General features: G+C 66.5%; 15 protein-coding genes. 4 read left to right on the top strand and 11 right to left on the bottom strand.

Annotation, left to right across the window (positions count from 1 at the left end; translation table 11 throughout):
• Positions 1-1,251: a 3-deoxy-D-manno-octulosonic acid transferase gene (locus tag QO033_RS08475; protein ID WP_284480527.1), complete on the top strand. Its 1,251-nt coding sequence runs from the start codon at positions 1-3 to the stop codon at positions 1,249-1,251.
• Positions 1,238-2,236 carry a tetraacyldisaccharide 4'-kinase gene (gene lpxK, locus QO033_RS08470; RefSeq protein WP_284480526.1) on the top strand — a complete coding sequence of 333 codons (999 nt, stop codon included), beginning with the start codon at positions 1,238-1,240 and terminating at the stop codon, positions 2,234-2,236. Before QO033_RS08475 ends, lpxK begins: the two co-directional genes overlap by 14 nt.
• A 134-nt stretch (positions 2,237-2,370) precedes the next feature.
• Here the strand turns inward: lpxK and gyrB are convergent, their stop codons facing one another.
• From gyrB to mutM, 9 genes are all read right to left on the bottom strand, one after another.
• Positions 2,371-4,791: a DNA topoisomerase (ATP-hydrolyzing) subunit B gene (gene gyrB, locus QO033_RS08465; protein ID WP_284480525.1), complete on the bottom strand. Its 2,421-nt coding sequence runs from the start codon at positions 4,789-4,791 to the stop codon at positions 2,371-2,373.
• 101 nt (positions 4,792-4,892) lie between these two features.
• Entirely contained in the window at positions 4,893-5,513 is a 621-nt protein-coding gene (locus tag QO033_RS08460) for a LysE family translocator (protein ID WP_284480524.1), read from the bottom strand.
• Positions 5,510-5,941: a VOC family protein gene (locus QO033_RS08455; RefSeq protein ID WP_284480523.1), complete on the bottom strand. Its 432-nt coding sequence runs from the start codon at positions 5,939-5,941 to the stop codon at positions 5,510-5,512. The genes QO033_RS08460 and QO033_RS08455 overlap by 4 nt, the downstream gene beginning before the upstream one ends.
• Complete coding sequence (gene recF / locus QO033_RS08450; protein WP_284480522.1) at positions 5,938-7,047, bottom strand: DNA replication/repair protein RecF; 1,110 nt, start codon at positions 7,045-7,047, stop codon at positions 5,938-5,940. The genes QO033_RS08455 and recF overlap by 4 nt, the downstream gene beginning before the upstream one ends.
• Positions 7,048-7,105: 58 nt before the next feature.
• The gene (gene dnaN / locus QO033_RS08445) at positions 7,106-8,224 is read right to left on the bottom strand and encodes a DNA polymerase III subunit beta (protein WP_284480521.1); all 1,119 of its coding nucleotides are present in this window, start codon (positions 8,222-8,224) and stop codon (positions 7,106-7,108) included.
• A gap of 256 nt (positions 8,225-8,480) precedes the next feature.
• Positions 8,481-9,902, bottom strand: a complete 1,422-nt coding sequence (dnaA, locus tag QO033_RS08440; RefSeq protein WP_284480520.1) for a chromosomal replication initiator protein DnaA — start codon at positions 9,900-9,902, stop codon at positions 8,481-8,483.
• Between the two features lie 549 nt (positions 9,903-10,451).
• Entirely contained in the window at positions 10,452-10,715 is a 264-nt protein-coding gene (gene rpsT, locus QO033_RS08435) for a 30S ribosomal protein S20 (RefSeq protein ID WP_284480519.1), read from the bottom strand.
• Positions 10,716-10,997: 282 nt separating this feature from the next.
• A complete protein-coding gene (locus QO033_RS08430; protein WP_284480518.1) occupies positions 10,998-11,774 on the bottom strand; it encodes an enoyl-CoA hydratase in 777 nt (258 codons plus the stop codon).
• Between the two features lie 66 nt (positions 11,775-11,840).
• Entirely contained in the window at positions 11,841-12,692 is an 852-nt protein-coding gene (gene mutM / locus QO033_RS08425) for a bifunctional DNA-formamidopyrimidine glycosylase/DNA-(apurinic or apyrimidinic site) lyase (protein WP_284480517.1), read from the bottom strand.
• An 87-nt stretch (positions 12,693-12,779) separates the two neighbouring features.
• On the opposite strand from mutM, the gene ubiE reads away from it, so the two are divergent.
• Together ubiE and ubiB are read left to right on the top strand one after the other, a co-directional pair.
• Positions 12,780-13,532, top strand: a complete 753-nt coding sequence (ubiE, locus tag QO033_RS08420) for a bifunctional demethylmenaquinone methyltransferase/2-methoxy-6-polyprenyl-1,4-benzoquinol methylase UbiE (protein ID WP_284480516.1) — start codon at positions 12,780-12,782, stop codon at positions 13,530-13,532.
• Positions 13,529-15,064, top strand: a complete 1,536-nt coding sequence (gene ubiB, locus QO033_RS08415; RefSeq protein ID WP_284480515.1) for a 2-polyprenylphenol 6-hydroxylase — start codon at positions 13,529-13,531, stop codon at positions 15,062-15,064. The genes ubiE and ubiB overlap by 4 nt, the downstream gene beginning before the upstream one ends.
• A 65-nt stretch (positions 15,065-15,129) precedes the next feature.
• On the opposite strand, the gene tdh is transcribed toward ubiB, so the two are convergent.
• Positions 15,130-16,161, bottom strand: coding sequence for an L-threonine 3-dehydrogenase (gene tdh, locus QO033_RS08410; RefSeq protein ID WP_284480726.1), 1,032 nt, complete (start codon positions 16,159-16,161; stop codon positions 15,130-15,132).
• Between the two features lie 14 nt (positions 16,162-16,175).
• Positions 16,176-17,360, bottom strand: a complete 1,185-nt coding sequence (locus tag QO033_RS08405) for a glycine C-acetyltransferase (protein WP_284480514.1) — start codon at positions 17,358-17,360, stop codon at positions 16,176-16,178.
• Positions 17,361-17,436: the final 76 nt, after the last annotated feature.

Here is a 17,436-nt window from a genome sequence, read left to right as displayed (position 1 = left end):
TTGCGGCTGTCGCTTGGGCTGACAGCCTATCGCGCGCTGTCCTGGCGCAGCGCGCAATCGCCGCAGGAGCCCTGGGCACCGCGGCCCGCCGGGCCGCTTCTGTGGATGCATGCCACCAGCGCCGAACGGTTCTCGGCGCTGGAGGATCTGGGCCGGCGGCTGGGGGTGCAGGCGCCCGACATCAATTTCCTGATCTCCGTCAATGCCTCGGTGCCGCTGGCGGCCAGCCGGGGCGCGCGCGGTGCCGAAACCCAGGCCAGCCCGCCGATCGCACTGCTGTCTGACCATCCGGCGGGGGTCCGCGATTTCCTGGAGCACTGGAAACCGGATATCTGTCTGTGGACCGGCGGCGACCTGATGCCGAACCTGATCTGCGCGGCCGCCGACCAGGGGGTGGAGATGATCCTGGCCGATCTCAATGCCAGCGATCTGCCGCGCCGGCGAGGTGGCTGGCTGGCCGACGTCACCCGCCCCTGTCTGGACTGTTTCTCTCTGGTCCTGCCCGATGGCACCCGCGTTGCGGCCCAGTTGCGCCGGCTCGGTATTCCCGGTCGGCGGATCGACGTGCAGGGCCGGCTGACCACCGGCGCCAGCCCGCCCCCCTGCCCGGAGGAGGCGCTGACCGCCGCCGCCCAGGCTCTGGGGGTGCGGCCGCTGTGGCTGGCCGCGCTGATCCGGGCGGAGGAGATTCCCGCCGTCGTCGCCGCCCATCGAGAGGCGCTGCGGTTCCAGCACCGGTTGCTGCTGGTGGCGGTGCCCGCCGATCCCGACGACACGCCCGAGCTGATCGAGGTCGCCGATGCCAATGGTTTGAGGCTGGCGGACTGGCACGGCGGCGACAGCATCGGCGAGGACACCCAGGTGCTGATCTGCGACGACAGCAGCGATCTCGGCCTGTGGTATCGGATGGCGCCGGTGACCTTCATGGCGGGTTCGCTCGCCCCGCCGGGGGCCGGCGGCAACAGCCCCTATGAGGCGATGGCGCTGGGGTCGGCGGTGCTCTATGGTCCGCATGTCGGCGATCACGCGGCGGCCTACCGGCGGCTGACCGATGCCGGCGCCGCCCGCAGCCTGCGCGATGCCGACAGCCTCGCCAATGCGGTGGTCCAGCTCTCCGCCCCCGATCACGCCGCCGCCATGGCCCTGGCCGGCTGGGAGACAGTGACCGAAAGTGCCGCCCTCACCGATCACCTGATCGAGCTGATCCAGGATCGGCTCGACCAGCGGGAGAATTCCGATGCGCGCGCCTGAGTTCTGGTCGAATCCGCCGGACCACCCCGGCTGGCAGGCCCGTCTGCTGGCGCCGCTGGGCCGGCTCTATGGCCGCGCCACCGCCCGCCGGCTGGCCGGCACACCCGGCATGGCCCCCGGCGTGCCGGTGATCTGCGTCGGTAACCTGAACGCCGGCGGCACCGGCAAGACCCCCACCGCGATCCGGGTGGTCGAAACGCTGCGCGCCGCGGGGCACGATCCGCATGTGGTCAGCCGCGGCCATGGCGGCTCGCTCGCCGGCCCGGTCCGGGTCGACCCGCGCCGTCACAGTGCTGCCGAGACCGGCGACGAGCCGCTGCTGCTCTCCGCCTTTGCCGAGGTCTGGGTCGCCCGGGACCGTGCTGCCGGTGCCCGCGCCGCCGCATCCGCCGGCGCCACCGTCATCGTGCTCGACGACGGTTTCCAGAACCCGGCGGTGGTCAAGGATCTCTCCATCGTGGTGGTCGATGCCGCCCGCGGCTGGGGCAATGGCCGCTGCCTGCCGGCGGGGCCGCTGCGCGAACCGGTGGCCACCGGGCTGGCCCGGGCCGATCTGCTGCTGTCGATCGGCGCGCCGGCGGCGCAGGCCGGTTTCCGCGACCGCTGGGCCGGAGCGATCACGATTCCGCATGTGACCGCCGAGCTGCAGCCGCTGCAGACCGGCATGGACTGGACCGGCACCCGGGTGCTGGCCTTCGCCGGCATCGGCCACCCCGAGAAATTCTTTGCCACCCTGCGTGGGCTCGGCGTCGATCTGATCCGCGCCGAACCGCTCGACGATCACCAGCCGCTGTCGCCGGCGCTGATGAAACGGCTGCAGGCGGAGGCCTTCGCCCTCGACGCCCAGCTGGTCACCACCGAAAAGGATGCCGCCCGCCTGCCGGCGGATTTCCGGCTTTCGGTGATCACCCTGCCGGTGCGCCTGGAGGTGGCGGAGGCCGAGGCCTTCCGCGCCCGCCTGCTCGCCGCCGCGCCGCCCCCCTGAGCCACCCCCCCTGACGGGATCGCGGCCGGACCGCGTGCCCCGGTGTCTTTTTCGGGCTGGAAATATCCCGGGGGAGTCTCCGTCAGGAGACGGGGGCAGCGCCCCCATCCCGCAGGCCCTCCGGCGACCCGCTCTCAGAAGTCGAGGTTTTCGACGCTCAGCGCGTTCTGCTGGATGAATTCGCGCCGCGGCTCCACCACATCGCCCATCAGCTTGGTGAAGATATCGTCGGCCTCGGTCATGTCGTTGACCTTCACCTGCAGCAGCGTCCGTGCCTCCGGGTCCAGCGTGGTTTCCCACAGCTGTTCCGGGTTCATCTCGCCCAGACCCTTGTAGCGTTGCAGCGTCAGGCCCTTTTCACCCTCTTCGAGGACGGCGTTCAGCAGGCCGAGCGGGCCATAGATGGTCTGCACCCGCTCCTTGCGCACCAGCTGCGCGGCGGTGCCATAGATCTCCTGCAGCGACTCGGTGAAGCTGGTGCCGGTGCGCCGTGCCTCTCCCGACCGCAGCATCGGGCCGTCCAGCGTGCGCACCTCTTCGACGCCGCGCAGGATGCGGGCCAGCCGGATGCCCTTGTCCTGGGTGATCCGGCCCTGCCAGCCCTTTTCGTATTCCAGCGCGATCAGGTCGAGCCGCGCGGCCACCCGGTCGGCCACCCCCTGGAGGTCGGCATCCACCGCCCCCGGCACGAAGGCGCCGGCGATGGCCGCCTGTTCCAGGATGTGGCGCGGATAATGCGTCGGGAAGGCATCGAGCACACGTTTGAGCTGGCGCGCCTCCTCGACCACCCGGGTCAGGTCGGCGCCGATGATCTCCTCACCGGAGCCGAGCCGCAGCACCGCGCCCTCGACCCCCTGATGGATCAGGTAATCGTCCAGCGCGGCCTGGTCCTTGAGGTAGACCTCGGATTTGCCACGCGCCACCTTATAGAGCGGCGGTTGCGCGATATAGAGATAGCCCCCCTCGATCAGCTCCGGCATCTGGCGATAGAAGAAGGTCAGAAGCAGCGTGCGGATATGGGCGCCGTCGACATCGGCATCGGTCATGATGACGATCTTGTGGTAGCGCAGCTTCTGGATGTTGAATTCGTCGCGGCCGATGCCGGTTCCCAGCGCCATCACCAGGTTGCCGATCTCCTGCGAACTCAGCATCTTGTCGAACCGCGCCCGCTCCACGTTCAGGATTTTCCCGCGCAGCGGCAGGATCGCCTGGGTGCGGCGGTCCCGTCCGGTCTGGGCGGAGCCGCCGGCCGAATCCCCCTCGACGAGGAAGAGTTCGGTTTTCGACGGGTCCTTCTCGGAACAGTCCTTCAGCTTGCCGGCGAGGTAATTCACATCCATCGCCGTCTTGCGCCGGGTCAGCTCCCGGGCCTTGCGGGCGGCCTCGCGGGCCAGCGCCGCTTCGATGATCTTGCCGACGATCACCTTGGCCTCGTTGGGGTGTTCCTCGAACCACTCGCCCAGCTTTTCGCTGACCAGGTTCTCCACCGCCGGGCGCACTTCGGAGCTCACCAGCTTGTCCTTGGTCTGGCTGGAGAACTTCGGGTCCGGCACCTTCACCGACAGCACGCAGGTCAGCCCCTCGCGGGCGTCGTCACCGGTGAAATTCACCTTCTCGCGCTTGGCGATACCGCTTTCCTGGGCGTATTTGGTCAGTGTCCGGGTCAGCGCCCCACGATAGCCGGCCAGATGGGTGCCGCCGTCCCGCTGCGGGATGTTGTTGGTGAAGGGCAGCACGGTTTCGTGATAGCTGTCGTTCCACCACATCGCCACCTCGATGCCGATATCGTCCCGCTCGCCGGTGATATAGATCGGCTCCGGCATCATCGCGGATTTCGACCGGTCGATGTATTTGACGAATTCCTTGACGCCGCCTTCGTAGTGCAGCTCGGCCCGCAGCGGTTCGGCGGGACGTTCGTCCTCCAGGATGATGCGCACGCCGGAGTTCAGGAAGGCTAGTTCGCGCAGCCGCTTTTCCAGCGTCTCGAAGGAATATTCGAGGTTCGAGAACGTCTCGGTCGAGGCGAGAAAGCGCACCTCTGTCCCGGTCTCGCCCTCGGCCTCGCCGACCACGCGCAGATGCTCGACGGTATCGCCATGTTCGAAGCGGGCGTAATGTTCCTTGCCGTTGCGCCAGATGCGCAGCTCCAGCCAGACCGACAGCGCGTTCACCACCGACACGCCGACCCCGTGCAGACCGCCCGACACCTTGTAGGAGTTCTGGTCGAACTTCCCGCCGGCATGCAGCTGGGTCATGATCACCTCGGCGGCCGAGACGCCCTCCTCGGGGTGCAGATCCACCGGAATGCCGCGGCCGTTGTCGCGCACCGAGACCGAGTTATCGGCGTGGATTTTCACCCGCACGAAGTCGGCATGGCCGGCCAGCGCCTCGTCGATGCCATTGTCCACGACCTCATAGACCATATGGTGCAGGCCAGAGCCGTCGTCGGTGTCGCCGATATACATGCCCGGACGTTTGCGGACAGCCTCCAAGCCTTTGAGAACCTTGATAGATTCAGCGCCGTATTCGTTGGGCTGCTGCGCGGTTTCGGACATGCTCGTTTCCCGTGGTTAGTCTGCTGAGTTTATAGGCTTTTCTGGGGGGATTGTCACGCGGCTGACACAAGATTTAGCGGTAGGGCACGGCGCGGCGCCGCTCAGGTGAAGGGCAGAATCAGCCCGACCAGAATCAGCGCCGCGCCGGCGGTCAGATTCATCCGCCGGATCGCCGCGGGCGAGCTGAGCGTGCGCCGCATCCGGTCGATGATCAGGGCGAAACTCAGGTTGCCGACCAGCGGCACCACCACCGACAGGGCCACGATGGCGGTGATGTCTGTTCGGGTGACCGCCCCCAGGTCGAAGAAGCCGGGCAGCACCCCCATGTAGAACAGGATCGCCTTGGGGTTGCCCAGGATCGCCGCGACGCCGGCCAGGAACCCGGCCCAGCGGCCCGGGCGGGTCAGCCGGCGGTTGGCGGTGATCTCGGCCCCGGCGTGACGGATCGCGCCCCAGCCCATGTACAGGAACACTGCGCAGGCGACCCAGCGCAGCACCACCAGCACGGCGCCGTACTCCGACACCAGCCAGGCCATGCCGACCACCGCCAGGAACGGCCAGACGATATCGCCGATCGCCACCCCGAAGGCCAGCGGCCAGGCCGAGGTGAAGCCCCCCGCGACGGTGCGCGCCACCAGCGCCAGCCACACCGGCCCCGGGGTCAGGAACAGGATCAGGAGCGCCCCGGCATAAAGCGCCATATCGCCCAGGGACAGGGTCATTCCGCCACCGGCAGGGTCAGCCCGCCCTCAGCATCGAGGGTCCAGAACGGGTTCATCGCCACCTCCCAGACATGGCCATCGGGGTCGGCGTAATAACCGGAATAGCCGCCCCAGAACACCTGTTGCGGTGGCTTCAGCCCGCGCGCCCCGGCCTTGAGCGCGGCGGCAAATGCCGCATCGACCTCCGCCTCGGTGGTGAAATTCTGTGCCAGGGTGATCGCGCCGGTGCCCAGCTCCGCGTCCGGCCGCTGCTGATCCTCGGCCAGCGCGGCGCGGCCGAACAGCCCCAGCACCTGCCCTCGCAGCTGATAGAAGACGATGCCCTCCTGCGCCTGAACCGGGGTCCAGCCCAGGGCAGCGTAAAAGCCGCGGGCCCGGTCCAGATCGGCGACCCCCAGGGTGATCAGGGTAATCCGTTGCGGTGTCATGGCGCCTCCGTCTCCTCCACATGGCTTTCGCCGGCATTCTCGGTGACCTCCAGATAGCGCGCGCGCGCGCCGAGCTCGGCAAAGAGCTCGGGTCCGGTTCCGGTCATCCAGGCCTGCGCCCCCAGCGCGCAGATCTCGTCATAAAGCGCGGCGCGCCGGCCGGCGTCCAGATGGGCGGCGACCTCGTCCAGCAGCAGGACCGGCGGCGCCCCGTCGCGCGCCGCCAGGGCGCGGGCATTGGCCAGGATCAGCGACACCAGCAGCGCCTTCTGCTCGCCGGTCGAACAGTCGCGCGCCGCCACCGCCTTGGCGGCGTAGACGGCGCTCAGATCGGCCCGGTGCGGCCCGACCAACGTGCGCCCGGCCTGCAGATCGCGGCCGCGGCTCTCGGCCAGGGCGGTGCGCAGATCAGTCTCGGTCGCGGGCATCTCGCCCTCGGTCTGCACCAGTTCCAGATCGGCGGCGGGAAAGGCGGTCTCCGCATCGGCCTGCGCCGCGACCAGCGCGGTCAGCGCTGCCTGGCGGGCCTGGTGGATACGCTGCCCCGCCTCGGCCAGCTGCGCCTCCAGCGCCGCATACCAATGGGCGTCCCGCACCTGGTCCTTCAGCAGCCGGTTGCGCTCCCGCATCGCCTTCTCATAGATCAGCGAGGCCTCGGCATGGCCGGGGTCGAAGCTCATCACCATGCGGTCCAGAAACCGCCGCCGCCCCTCGGCCCCCTCGATCCACAGCCGGTCCATCGCCGGGATCAGCCAGACCACTCGCGACAGCCGCCCCAGATCGATCTGCGTGGCGGCCTTGCCATCGATCCTGAGCTGCCGCGCCGCCCCCTGTTCGGACCAGGTCTCGATCTCATAGCTGCGGCCGGAGCGTTGCAGCAGCCCGGTCAGCTTCCAGCCGGGGCGCTCGGGCCGGCGCGCCATATCCCCCGCCGCCGCCCGTCTCAGGCCACGGCCGGGGGAAAACAGCGATACCGCTTCCAGGATATTGGTCTTGCCGGCACCATTGGGCCCGTAGATCGCCATCGGCCGGCCGTCGCCGGCGATCCGCGCGCGCCGGTGCGACCGGAAATGCGACAGCGTCAGCTCGGTCAGGGCCAGGGACATGGCGGCCCCTTCTTCTCTGTCAAAATACTCCCGCCGGAGGCGTCGCGCGTCAGCGCGATCACACGCGCATCGGCATGACGACATAGACCGCGCTCAGGTCGTTGCCTTCGCGCATCAGGGTCGGATCGCCGGAGGAGTTGAACAGAAACACCGCGTTTTCGCGGTCCACCTGGCTGGCGATCTCCAGCAGGTATTTGGCGTTGAAGCCGATTTCCAGACGTTCGTCGGCATAGGCGACTGCCAGCTCCTCTTCCGCCGCACCGCTGTCGGGGGCGTTGACCGACAGCACCAGCCGGTCTTCGTCCAGCTGCAGCTTGACCGCGCGGGAGCGTTCCGAACTCACCGTCGCCACCCGGTCGACCGCCTTGGCGAAATCGGCGGCATCCACTTCCAGCCGGCGGGTGTTGTTCTGAGGGATCACCCGCGAATAATCCGGGAAGGTGCCGTCGATCACCTTGGAGGTCAGGGTGATGGTCGGCGTGGCGAAGCGCACCTTGGTTTCCGACACCGACACCGCGATCGCCTGTTCGTCGTCGTCCAGGAGCTTGCGCAGCTCGCCCACGGTCTTGCGCGGCACGATCACGCCCGGCATGTCCTCCGCTCCGGCGGGCAGCTCGGCATCGATGCGGGCCAGCCGGTGGCCGTCGGTGGCGACGCAGCGCAGCACCTTGAGCCCATCGGCCTCGGCCACATGCATGTAGACGCCGTTCAGATAATACCGGGTCTCTTCGGTCGAGATGGCGAATTTCGACTTGTCGAACAGGCGCCGCAGCACCGCTGCGTTGGCGGAGAAATTCGACTGGTATTCCGACGAGGCCATCACCGGGAAATCTTCCTTCGGCAGGGTGGCCAGCGAGAAGTTCGACCGTCCGGCCTCCACCGTCAGCCGGCCCGCGGCGCTGTCCGCAGTCAGCGTCACCAGCGCCCCGTCGGGCAGCTTGCGCACGATTTCATGCAGGGTGGTCGCGGCCACCGTGGTGGCGCCGGCGCGTTCGACCTGGGCCGGGGCCTTGTCGACCACCTCGATATCCAGATCTGTGGCACGGAAACTGGCGGTATCGCCCTCGGCCTCGATCAGCACATTGGCCAGGATCGGGATGGTGTTGCGCCGTTCCACCACCGACTGGGCCTGCGCCACGGCCTTCAGGAGCGTGCCGCGCTCAATGCTGATCTTCATGTCCCTCACCCTCCGCATCTGCCGGGAAGGGCACACTAGCCGTTCGCCCCTGCGGCACAAGGTTTTTCTGGTAAATCTTTGCCTTGAGTTGTCGGCTGGAATGCCCGGAGGGTCAAGGGGCTGCGCCGCGGTTTCGCGGCCTGTCCGGGGGCGGCGCCGGATTGCCCGGCAGATCGCCGGAGATCCGGCTGGCCCGGAGGGGATCGGTGTCGATTTCGGGCAGCCCGGGGGCCGGACCACCCGCGAGAGGTCCGGATCAGGCTTCCAGCGCGCGGCGCAGGATTTCTACGTCCTCGGCGATCTGGCCATCGCTGTTGCGCAGCTCTTCGATGCGGCGCACCCCGTGCATCACCGTGGTGTGGTCGCGTCCGCCGAAGCGGCGGCCGATCTCCGGCAGCGACCGGCTGGTCAGCTGCTTGCACAGATACATCGCTACCTGTCGTGGCCGCGCGTAGGAACGCAGGCGCTTCGGCCCGATGATGTCGCTGAGCCGGATGTTGTAATATTCGGAGACCTTGCGCTGGATCTCCTCGATGGTGATCTTGCGTTCCGAGGCACGCAGCACGTCGGCCAGGCAATCCTGGGTCAGCTCCATGTCGATCTCGCGCCCGACCAGAGAGGCGAAGGCGAAGAGCCGGGTCAGCGCGCCTTCCAGCACGCGGACGTTGGTGCTGATCCGCTGGGCGAGGAATTCCAGTACACCATCGGCGATCTGCAGATCGGGGTAGGAGCCCCGATACTGCTGCACCTTGGTTTGCAGGATGCCCAGCCGCAGCTCGTAGTCGGTGGGGTGCAGGTCGACCACCAGGCCGCACTGCAGCCGCGATTTCACCCGCTCTTCGAGATCCTTGATCTCGCCCGGCGCCCGGTCGGCGGAGATGATGATCTGCTTGTTTTGATCCACCAGCGCGTTGAAGGTGTGGAAGAATTCTTCCTGCGTGCTGTCCTTGCCGGCGATGAACTGGACATCGTCCACCATCAGCACGTCGACCGAGCGGAACAGGTGCTTGAAGTCCATCATCTTGCGTTCGCGCAGCGCCTGCACGAAGCGGTACATGAACTGTTCCGCCGACAGATACAGCACGTTCAGCTCCGGCCGCTTGGCGCGCAGCTCCCAGGCGATCGCGTGCATCAGGTGGGTTTTCCCGAGCCCGACACCGCCATAGAGCACCAGCGGATTGAAGGTCACCGGACCGCCTTCGCTGACGCGGCGCGCGGCGGCATGGGCCAGTTCGTTCGGCTTGCCGACGACGAAGGTGTCGAAGGTGAAGCGCGCGTCCAGCGGCGCCGCCTGCAGCGCCTCGACCACGTTGTCGACGGCGCTGTCGTTTTCGGCCGGCTCCGCGGCGGCGGGATACACCGTCTCCGGGGCGGTGGGCGCCGGGGTCACGGGATGCGGCCGTTTCGCGGCGGCGCTCGGCGCCCGGGCGGGGGCGTTGGCGGCGACCTGAAAGGCCAGTCGCTGCACGGTTTCCCCGGACATCGTCAGCTCATAGAGAATGAGGTCGGAGAAATTCTGATTGACGTAATTGCCCATGAAACTGGTGGGCACATGGAAGACCGCAACACCATTCCGGAGATCCGCCAGTTCCAGCGGCTCGATCCAGGTCTTGTAGTTGTTCTGACCGACCGTCTTCAGCAGCCGTTGCCTCAGTTTTCCCCATTTCTCTTGCGTCATCGGCGCCTCGTATCCCGAATTGTCGGCCTTGCGGCCTGTTCATATCATTGACCGGGTTGCCCCGGCGGGATTCACGTCGCACCTTACCCATGCGCCTGCCGAGAGATCGACAGACGTCATCCGGATCTGGATGACACCGCAGCACGAAAAACACAAAAAACCACAACACCGCTCCGGCACCGGAGCGTTAACCCGTACCGCTATGCACTCAATATCATGACAGGGTCTTGCAACCAGCGCGATACTGGCATGCACGACAATCGAGCGGTCGGGGCAGCCCCGAACCTTCGACTAAAAGCTCCATGATCGACCCGATGCCCGTCGGTTCGCTATGAAGCCAGCCTGTCCCCCCAAGCGAGTGAATCGCACCCACAGGGATAGCAAGAGCGGGCGGAGAGCGGCAATGAAACTATGATGTTGACTCTGCCTTTCGGCCCAAAGAATCTCTCGCACCTGCGGAAAGTTGCAGCGCGGCATCGGCCCACCAAAAAAGGCGCCGCGAACCGCAACGCCTTTTGAAAAAACACTTTTGAGTTGTGCCTTTTGGGCTCAGCCCAGGGCTTTGACCCGTGCCGACAGACGCGACATTTTCCGCGACGCGGTGTTCTTGTGGAACACGCCCTTGGTGACGCCACGCATCAGTTCGGGCTGGGCGGCGCGCAGGGCAGCCTGGGCTGCGTCCTTGTCGCCGGAAGCGATGGCTTCCTCGACTTTACGCAGATAGGTGCGGATGCGCGAACGACGGGCTTTGTTGACGGCGAAACGGGCTTCGTTCTGACGGGCGCGTTTCTTGGACTGGGGCGTATTTGCCATTGTGTGCGGACCTTCTCGGTTCGGGTATCGTTGAAAACGCATGGGCCGAACCCGGACACGGTCCCCGGGCGACGCCCTCCGGACAGAGTGATTCTGGCCAGAGCGGGCCGCACGCGCATGTATAGCGGCGCTGCTTAGTCGCTTTGCCGCCGCTTGCCAAGCCCCAAATGGACCGTGTTCCGATGCATCAGGGGCGCCCGCCGTCTGGCGCGCGCCCCTGGGTTTTCTCTGTCCAGATACTCTTGCGGAAGGCTGTGCACGTCCCGCAGGGGCGGGCCCGCCTCACTTGTCGCGGAACTGCGGCTGGCGCTTTTCCAGGAAGGCGCCCATGCCCTCTTTCTGGTCTTCGGTGGCGAACATCGAATGGAACACCCGGCGTTCGAACAGCATGCCTTCGGACAGGGTGGTTTCGAAGGCGCGGTTGACCGATTCCTTGGCGGCCAGGACCGAGGGCATCGATTTTTCCGCGATCTTGGTGGCGGCGCCCATGGCCTCTTCCATCAGCTTCTTGGCGGGCACGACGCGGCTGACCAGCCCGGCGCGCTCGGCCTCTTCGGCATCCATGAAGCGGCCGGTCAGGTTCATGTCCATCGCCTTGGCCTTGCCGATGGCGCGGGTAAGCCGCTGGGTGCCGCCCATGCCGGCGATCACACCCAAGTTGATCTCGGGCTGGCCGAATTTGGCCGTCTCGGCGGCGATGATGAAATCGCAGGCCATCGCCAGTTCGCAGCCGCCGCCCAGGGCATAGCCCGACACCGCGGCGATCACCGGCTTGCGGGTCCCGGCGATGCTGTCGATGGCCTCGGCAAACAGGTTTTCGGTGAAGACATCGACAAAGCTCTTCTCCGACATCTCCTTGATATCGGCGCCGGCGGCGAAGGCCTTTTCCGACCCGGTGATGACGACGCAGCGCACCTTGTCGTTGTCGTCGGCCTCTTTCAGCGCCTGGCAGAGCTCGCCGAGAAGCTCGCTGTTCAGTGCATTGAGCGCTTCCGGGCGGCTGAGCTTGATGAGGGAAACGTGATCGTCCACTTCGACGGTGATCGTCTCGAAGGCCATATGCGTTTCGCTTTCGCTTGTTGCAGTCAGGTAGGAGTCCTTACCACGGGAGCCTCATGGTTCAAGCTATCTTTGGCAACTGGGGCAGTAGAAGGTCGAGCGCCCGGATTGCACCTTGCGGCGGATCGTGTCGCTGCAACCGGGTGTCCGGCAGGGCAGGCCCTCGCGTCCGTAGACATCGAAGGAATGCTGGAAATATCCAAGTTCGCCATCGGCTTGGCGGAAATCCTTCAGCGACGATCCACCTGCCGCGATGGCCCGTTCCAGCACGTCGCGGATCGCCGGAACCAGGGTCGCGACGCGGGCCGCGGAAATCTGGCCGGCCTTGCGCAGCGGAGAGATGCCGCAACGGAAAAGCGCCTCGCAGACATAGATGTTGCCGAGTCCGGCGACGATTCCCTGGTCCAGCAGCGCCGATTTGACCGGGGTGTTCTTACCGCGGAAGGCGGCGATCAGATGGGCCTCGTGGAAATCGTTGCCCAGGGGCTCGGGGCCCAGCACCGACAGCAGCCGGTGCTGATCGGCGGTCGCCGTCGGCATCAGGTCCATCGCGCCGAAGCGGCGCGGATCGTTGAAGGTGATGCGGGCGCCGCTTTCCATGTGAAAGACCACATGATCGTGTTTCTGCGCCGCCGGGTGATCGTGGACGAAGCGGCCCAGCGGATCACCCGACACCGTCATCCGCCCCGACATGCCCAGATGGATCAGCAGCGTCTCGCCCGAATCCAGATCGCCCAGCAGGTATTTCGACCGCCGCCGCAGCTGCAGCACCCGCCGACCCGTCAGCCGCTCCGCCATCCGCTCGGGGAAGGGCCAGCGCAGATCGGGGCGATTCACCTCCACCCGCGCCATCACCTGGCCCTCCATCACCGGGGCCAGACCGCGACGAACCGTCTCGACCTCAGGCAATTCCGGCATTCTCTCGCTCCTGATCGACCGGGCCGCATTGTGCCTGCCCGCATGCGCCCTATAACAAGGGCGGATCGCAAGGAACGGCAAGACCCCATGGCAGACCAAACCGACAATACCACCCACTTCGGATTTCAAACCGTGCCGGAGACCGAGAAGGCGGGCCGCGTGCAGGGCGTGTTCAACTCGGTCGCCTCGAAATACGACATCATGAACGATGTGATGAGCATGGGCATCCACCGGGTCTGGAAGGACGCGATGATGGACTGGCTGGCGCCGCGCCCGGGTCAGCGGCTGCTGGACGTGGCGGGGGGCACCGGCGATATCTCCTTCCGCTTCCTCGACCGCGCCGGCCATGGCCATGCCACCGTGCTCGACCTGACCGAGCCGATGCTGATCGAGGGCCGCAAGCGGGCCGAGGCGGCGGAGATGGCCGACAGCCTGGACTGGGTGGTGGGCGATGCCATGGCGCTGCCCTTCGCCGACAACACCTTTGACGTCTATACCATCAGCTTCGGCATCCGGAACGTGACCCGCCCGCAGGAGGCGCTGAACGAGGCCTACCGGGTGCTGAAACCCGGTGGCCGGCTGATGGTGCTGGAGTTCAGCCAGCTGCCCAATCCCGGGATGCAGAAGCTTTACGATCTCTACAGCTTCAACGTCATTCCGCGCATGGGCAAGCTGATCGCCAACGACCGTGACAGCTATCAGTATCTGGTCGAATCGATCCGCAAGTTCCCCGATCAGGAGACCTTCCTGAGCATGGTGCGCGCCGCCGGCTTCGACAACGCCAAGTATCGCAACCTGTCGATGGGCATCGCCGCGCTGCACTCGGGCTGGAAACTGTGAGGGGTCCGCATAACATCTGGCGCCTGATCCGTACCGGCGCCACGTTTGAGCGCACCGGCGCGATGAATGTGGTGCTCGATGCCTTCGAGGCGCCACGCGTCCTGCGGATTCTGGCCCATGCTCTCGGCAAGCCCTTCATGTGGCTGGGCTACAAGGGCGATCCCGAGATGCCGCCGGCGACCCGGGCGCTGACCGCGCTGGGGCCGGCCTATATCAAGTTCGGCCAGGTGCTCTCGACCCGGCCCGATGTGGTCGGTGGCGAGCTGGCACAGCAGCTGCGGGTGTTGCAGGACCAGCTGCCGCCTTTCCCGCGTGCCGTCGCCAAGGCCGAGATCGAGAAGGAGCTGGGCGTCTCCGTCGATCAGGTGTTCTCGGAATTCTCAGAGCCGATCGCTGCGGCCTCCATCGCCCAGGTCCACCGGGCACGGCTGGCCGAAACCGGGCAGGACGTGGCGGTCAAGGTGCTGCGGCCGGGGATCGAACGGGCGTTCCGCCGCGATGTCGATGCCTTCTATTTCGCCGCCAATATCGTCGAGCTGTTCGCCCCCGGGGCGCGGCGGCTGCGGCCGATGGATGTAATCACCCATTTCGACGGCGTGGTCCGGGGCGAACTGGACCTGCGGCTGGAGAGCGCCTCCGCCTCGGAATTTGCCGCCAACACGTCGGAGGACCCGGGATTTCGCGTACCGTCGATTCAGTGGCATCTGTCGTCCCGCCGGGTGATGACGCTGGGCTGGGCCGATGGCATTCCGCTGGGCGACAACGACGCGCTGGATGCCGCCGGGCTGGACCGGGCAGAGCTGGGCGAGCGGGTGCTGACCCTGTTCCTGAACCATGCGCTGCGCGACGGTTTCTTCCACGCCGACATGCATCAGGGTAACCTGAAGGTCGCCGCCACCGGTGAGATCATCGCCTATGACTTCGGCATCATGGGCCATATCGATGAATACACCCGCCGGGTCTATGCCGAGATCCTCTATGGCTTCATCCGCCGCGATTACAAGCGCGTGGCGGAGGTGCATTTCGAGGCCGGCTATGTCCCCGCCAACCGCGATGTCGATGAATTCGCCCGGGCGCTGCGCGCCGTGGGCGAGCCGATCTTCGGCATGGACGCCACCCATATCTCGATGGGTCGGCTGCTGTCTTATCTCTTCGAGGTGACCGAGCGCTTCGGCATGGAGACGCGGACCGAACTGATCCTGCTGCAGCGCACCATGGTGGTGGTCGAAGGGGTGTCGCGCTCGCTCAACCCGCATATCAATATCTGGGAAGTCGCCAAGCCGGTGGTCGAGGAATATATCAAGCAATCCATCGGCCCGCGCGCGGTGATCGGCGACCTGATCAAGACCGCCAAGGTCATGGGCCGTTTCGGCCCGCGGCTGCCCGGGCTGGTCGAGGCGGCGCTGATCGCCCAGACGCATCCGGCCCCGGTACAGGGACGGATTCGCTGGGGGCTGCTGATTGCCACCGTGGTGCTGAGCGCGCTGGCCGGGGCCGGTGGCCTGGCGCTGGGGCTGTTCCTGTTCGACTGAACCAGACGGGCAGAGCGCGACGGGCTTAGCTCGACGGGCCTAGCGGGACGGACCAGTCCGCGGGCTCAGCCCGCGGTCCAGTCGAGCACCACCTTGCCGCTCTGGCCCGATCGCATGGCGTCGAATCCCTCGGCGAAGGCATCGGCCGGGTAGCGGTGAGTAATGATCCGGCCGATATCCAGCCCGTCCTCCAGCATGGCAATCATCTTGTACCAGGTCTCGAAGATCTCGCGGCCGTAGACCCCCTTGATGGTCAGCGCCTTGAACACGATGCGGCGCCAGTCGACTTGCGATTTGCCCGGCGGCAGGCCCAGCAGGGCGACGCGGCCACCCATCACCAGCGCCTCGACCATCTGATCGAAGGCGGCCTGGTTGCCCGACATCTCCAGCCCGATATCGAAGCCCTGCTTCATGCCCAGATCGGACATCACGTCGCGCAGGTCGGTTTCGGCGATATTGACCGCAACCACGTCGGTGACCTCTTCGGCCAGTTTCAGCCGGTAGGGGTTGATGTCGGTGATCACCACATGGCGGGCACCGACATGCTGGGCGACGGCGGCGGCCATGATGCCGATGGGGCCGGCACCGGTGATCAGAACGTCCTCGCCGATCAGATCGAAGCTGAGCGCGGTGTGGACCGCATTGCCCAGCGGATCGAGGATCGCGCCGATCTCGTCCGGGATCGCATCGGGAAGCGGCACCACGTTGAAGGCCGGCAGCCGCAGGTATTCCGCAAAGCAGCCCTGTTCGTTGACGCCGATGCCGCGGGTCTCGGGGTCCAGATGAAACCGCCCGGCGCGGGACTGGCGAGAATGGCGACCGATCAGATGCCCCTCGCCGGAACAGCGTTGGCCGATTTCCAGATCGGTGACATTGCGGCCGAGTTCGACAATCTCGCCGGCGAATTCATGGCCGGTGATCAGCGGCACCGGCACGGTGTTCTGCGCCCAGTCGTCCCAGTTCCAGATATGCACGTCGGTGCCGCAGATGCCGGTCTTTTTCACCCGGATCAGCACATCGTCCGGGCCGATTTCGGGCACCGGCGCCTCGATCATCCAGAGCCCTTCGGCGGGCTGCGACTTCTCCAGGGCTTTCATGGTGTTTCTGCGCATCAGATCACTCCGCAAGCTGTGCCGGCGCGGGCGAAAGCGGCCAGCGCACGGTCGAGGTCGTCGCGGCTGAGCGCCGCGTTCATCTGGGTGCGGATGCGGGCCTGGCCCTTCGGCACCACCGGATAGAAGAAGCCGGAGACATAGACGCCCTCTTCGAACAGCCGCGCCGCCATCTCCTGCGCCAGCCGCGCCTCGCCCAGCATGACCGGGATGATCGGGTGTTCGCCGGGCAGCAGATCGAAGCCCAGATCGCCGAGCCCGGCGCGCCAGTAGGCGGCATTGCCGTGCAGGGCGGCGCGGCGCTCGGCCCCCGAGGCCACCAGATCGAGCGCGGCCAGACCCGCCGCCACCACCGCCGGCGGCAGCGCGTTGGAGAAGAGATAGGGGCGCGACCGCTGTCGCAGCATGTCGATCACCGGCTGCGGCCCGGCGGTATAGCCGCCGATCGCGCCGCCAAGCGCCTTGCCCAGCGTGCCGGTCAGGATGTCGGCGCTGACCCCGAAGTGATCCGGCGTGCCGGCGCCTGCCGGCCCCATGAACCCGGTCGCATGGCAATCGTCCACCATCAGGACCGCGCCGTACTGATCCGCCAACCGGCGGATCTCCGGCAGTTTCGCCAGGTAACCGTCCATGCTGAACACCCCGTCGGTGGCGATCATCACATGTCGGGCGCCCTCGGCGCGGGCGGTCTGCAGCTGGGTTTCGAGATCCGCCATGTCGGAATTGGCGTAGCGATAGCGTCGTGCCTTGCAGAGTCGGATGCCATCGATGATCGAGGCATGGTTGAGCGCGTCGGAGACGATGGCATCTTCCGGTCCCAGCAGCGGTTCGAACAGCCCGCCATTGGCGTCGAAACAGGCGGCATAGAGGATCGCATCCTCCATCCCCAGAAACGCCGCCAGCTTTTGTTCCAGCTGCCGGTGCAGATCCTGGGTGCCGCAGATGAACCGGACGCTGGCCATGCCATAGCCGTGGCTGTCCATCGCCTGTTTCGCCGCCTGGATCAGCGCCGGATCGTCGGCGAGCCCCAGGTAGTTGTTGGCGCAGAGGTTGATCAGATGCCGGGAACCGACATCGATGCTGCCGCCCTGCGGCGAGGTGATCAGCCGCTCGCGCTTGAAAAGCCCCTCTGCCGCGATCTCGCTCAGGGTGTCGCTCAGCTGGGACAGGAATGCCTCGGACATGGGTGAGTCTCCTCGAAAACTGAGAAGAGGGTAACACGCGCCATCCGTTATCGAAACGAAAAAATCCTATTTAACG

Origin of the sequence: Pseudodonghicola flavimaris (assembly GCF_030164425.1) — a bacterium.
In the GTDB taxonomy this organism is placed as follows: domain Bacteria; phylum Pseudomonadota; class Alphaproteobacteria; order Rhodobacterales; family Rhodobacteraceae; genus Pseudodonghicola; species Pseudodonghicola flavimaris.
This window is presented reverse-complemented; position numbering and strand designations above follow the sequence as displayed.

What these genes read in the sequence shown, in the direction of transcription:
- lpxK (WP_284480526.1), top strand. Translation starts at nt 1,238, where the DNA reads ATGCGCGCGCCTGAGTTCTGGTCGAATCCGCCGGACCACCCCGGCTGG.
- gyrB (WP_284480525.1), bottom strand. Translation starts at nt 4,791, where the DNA reads ATGTCCGAAACCGCGCAGCAGCCCAACGAATACGGCGCTGAATCTATC.
- QO033_RS08460 (WP_284480524.1), bottom strand. Translation starts at nt 5,513, where the DNA reads ATGACCCTGTCCCTGGGCGATATGGCGCTTTATGCCGGGGCGCTCCTG.
- QO033_RS08455 (WP_284480523.1), bottom strand. Translation starts at nt 5,941, where the DNA reads ATGACACCGCAACGGATTACCCTGATCACCCTGGGGGTCGCCGATCTG.
- recF (WP_284480522.1), bottom strand. Translation starts at nt 7,047, where the DNA reads ATGTCCCTGGCCCTGACCGAGCTGACGCTGTCGCATTTCCGGTCGCAC.
- dnaN (WP_284480521.1), bottom strand. Translation starts at nt 8,224, where the DNA reads ATGAAGATCAGCATTGAGCGCGGCACGCTCCTGAAGGCCGTGGCGCAG.
- dnaA (WP_284480520.1), bottom strand. Translation starts at nt 9,902, where the DNA reads ATGACGCAAGAGAAATGGGGAAAACTGAGGCAACGGCTGCTGAAGACG.
- rpsT (WP_284480519.1), bottom strand. Translation starts at nt 10,715, where the DNA reads ATGGCAAATACGCCCCAGTCCAAGAAACGCGCCCGTCAGAACGAAGCC.
- QO033_RS08430 (WP_284480518.1), bottom strand. Translation starts at nt 11,774, where the DNA reads ATGGCCTTCGAGACGATCACCGTCGAAGTGGACGATCACGTTTCCCTC.
- mutM (WP_284480517.1), bottom strand. Translation starts at nt 12,692, where the DNA reads ATGCCGGAATTGCCTGAGGTCGAGACGGTTCGTCGCGGTCTGGCCCCG.
- ubiE (WP_284480516.1), top strand. Translation starts at nt 12,780, where the DNA reads ATGGCAGACCAAACCGACAATACCACCCACTTCGGATTTCAAACCGTG.
- tdh (WP_284480726.1), bottom strand. Translation starts at nt 16,161, where the DNA reads ATGAAAGCCCTGGAGAAGTCGCAGCCCGCCGAAGGGCTCTGGATGATC.
- QO033_RS08405 (WP_284480514.1), bottom strand. Translation starts at nt 17,360, where the DNA reads ATGTCCGAGGCATTCCTGTCCCAGCTGAGCGACACCCTGAGCGAGATC.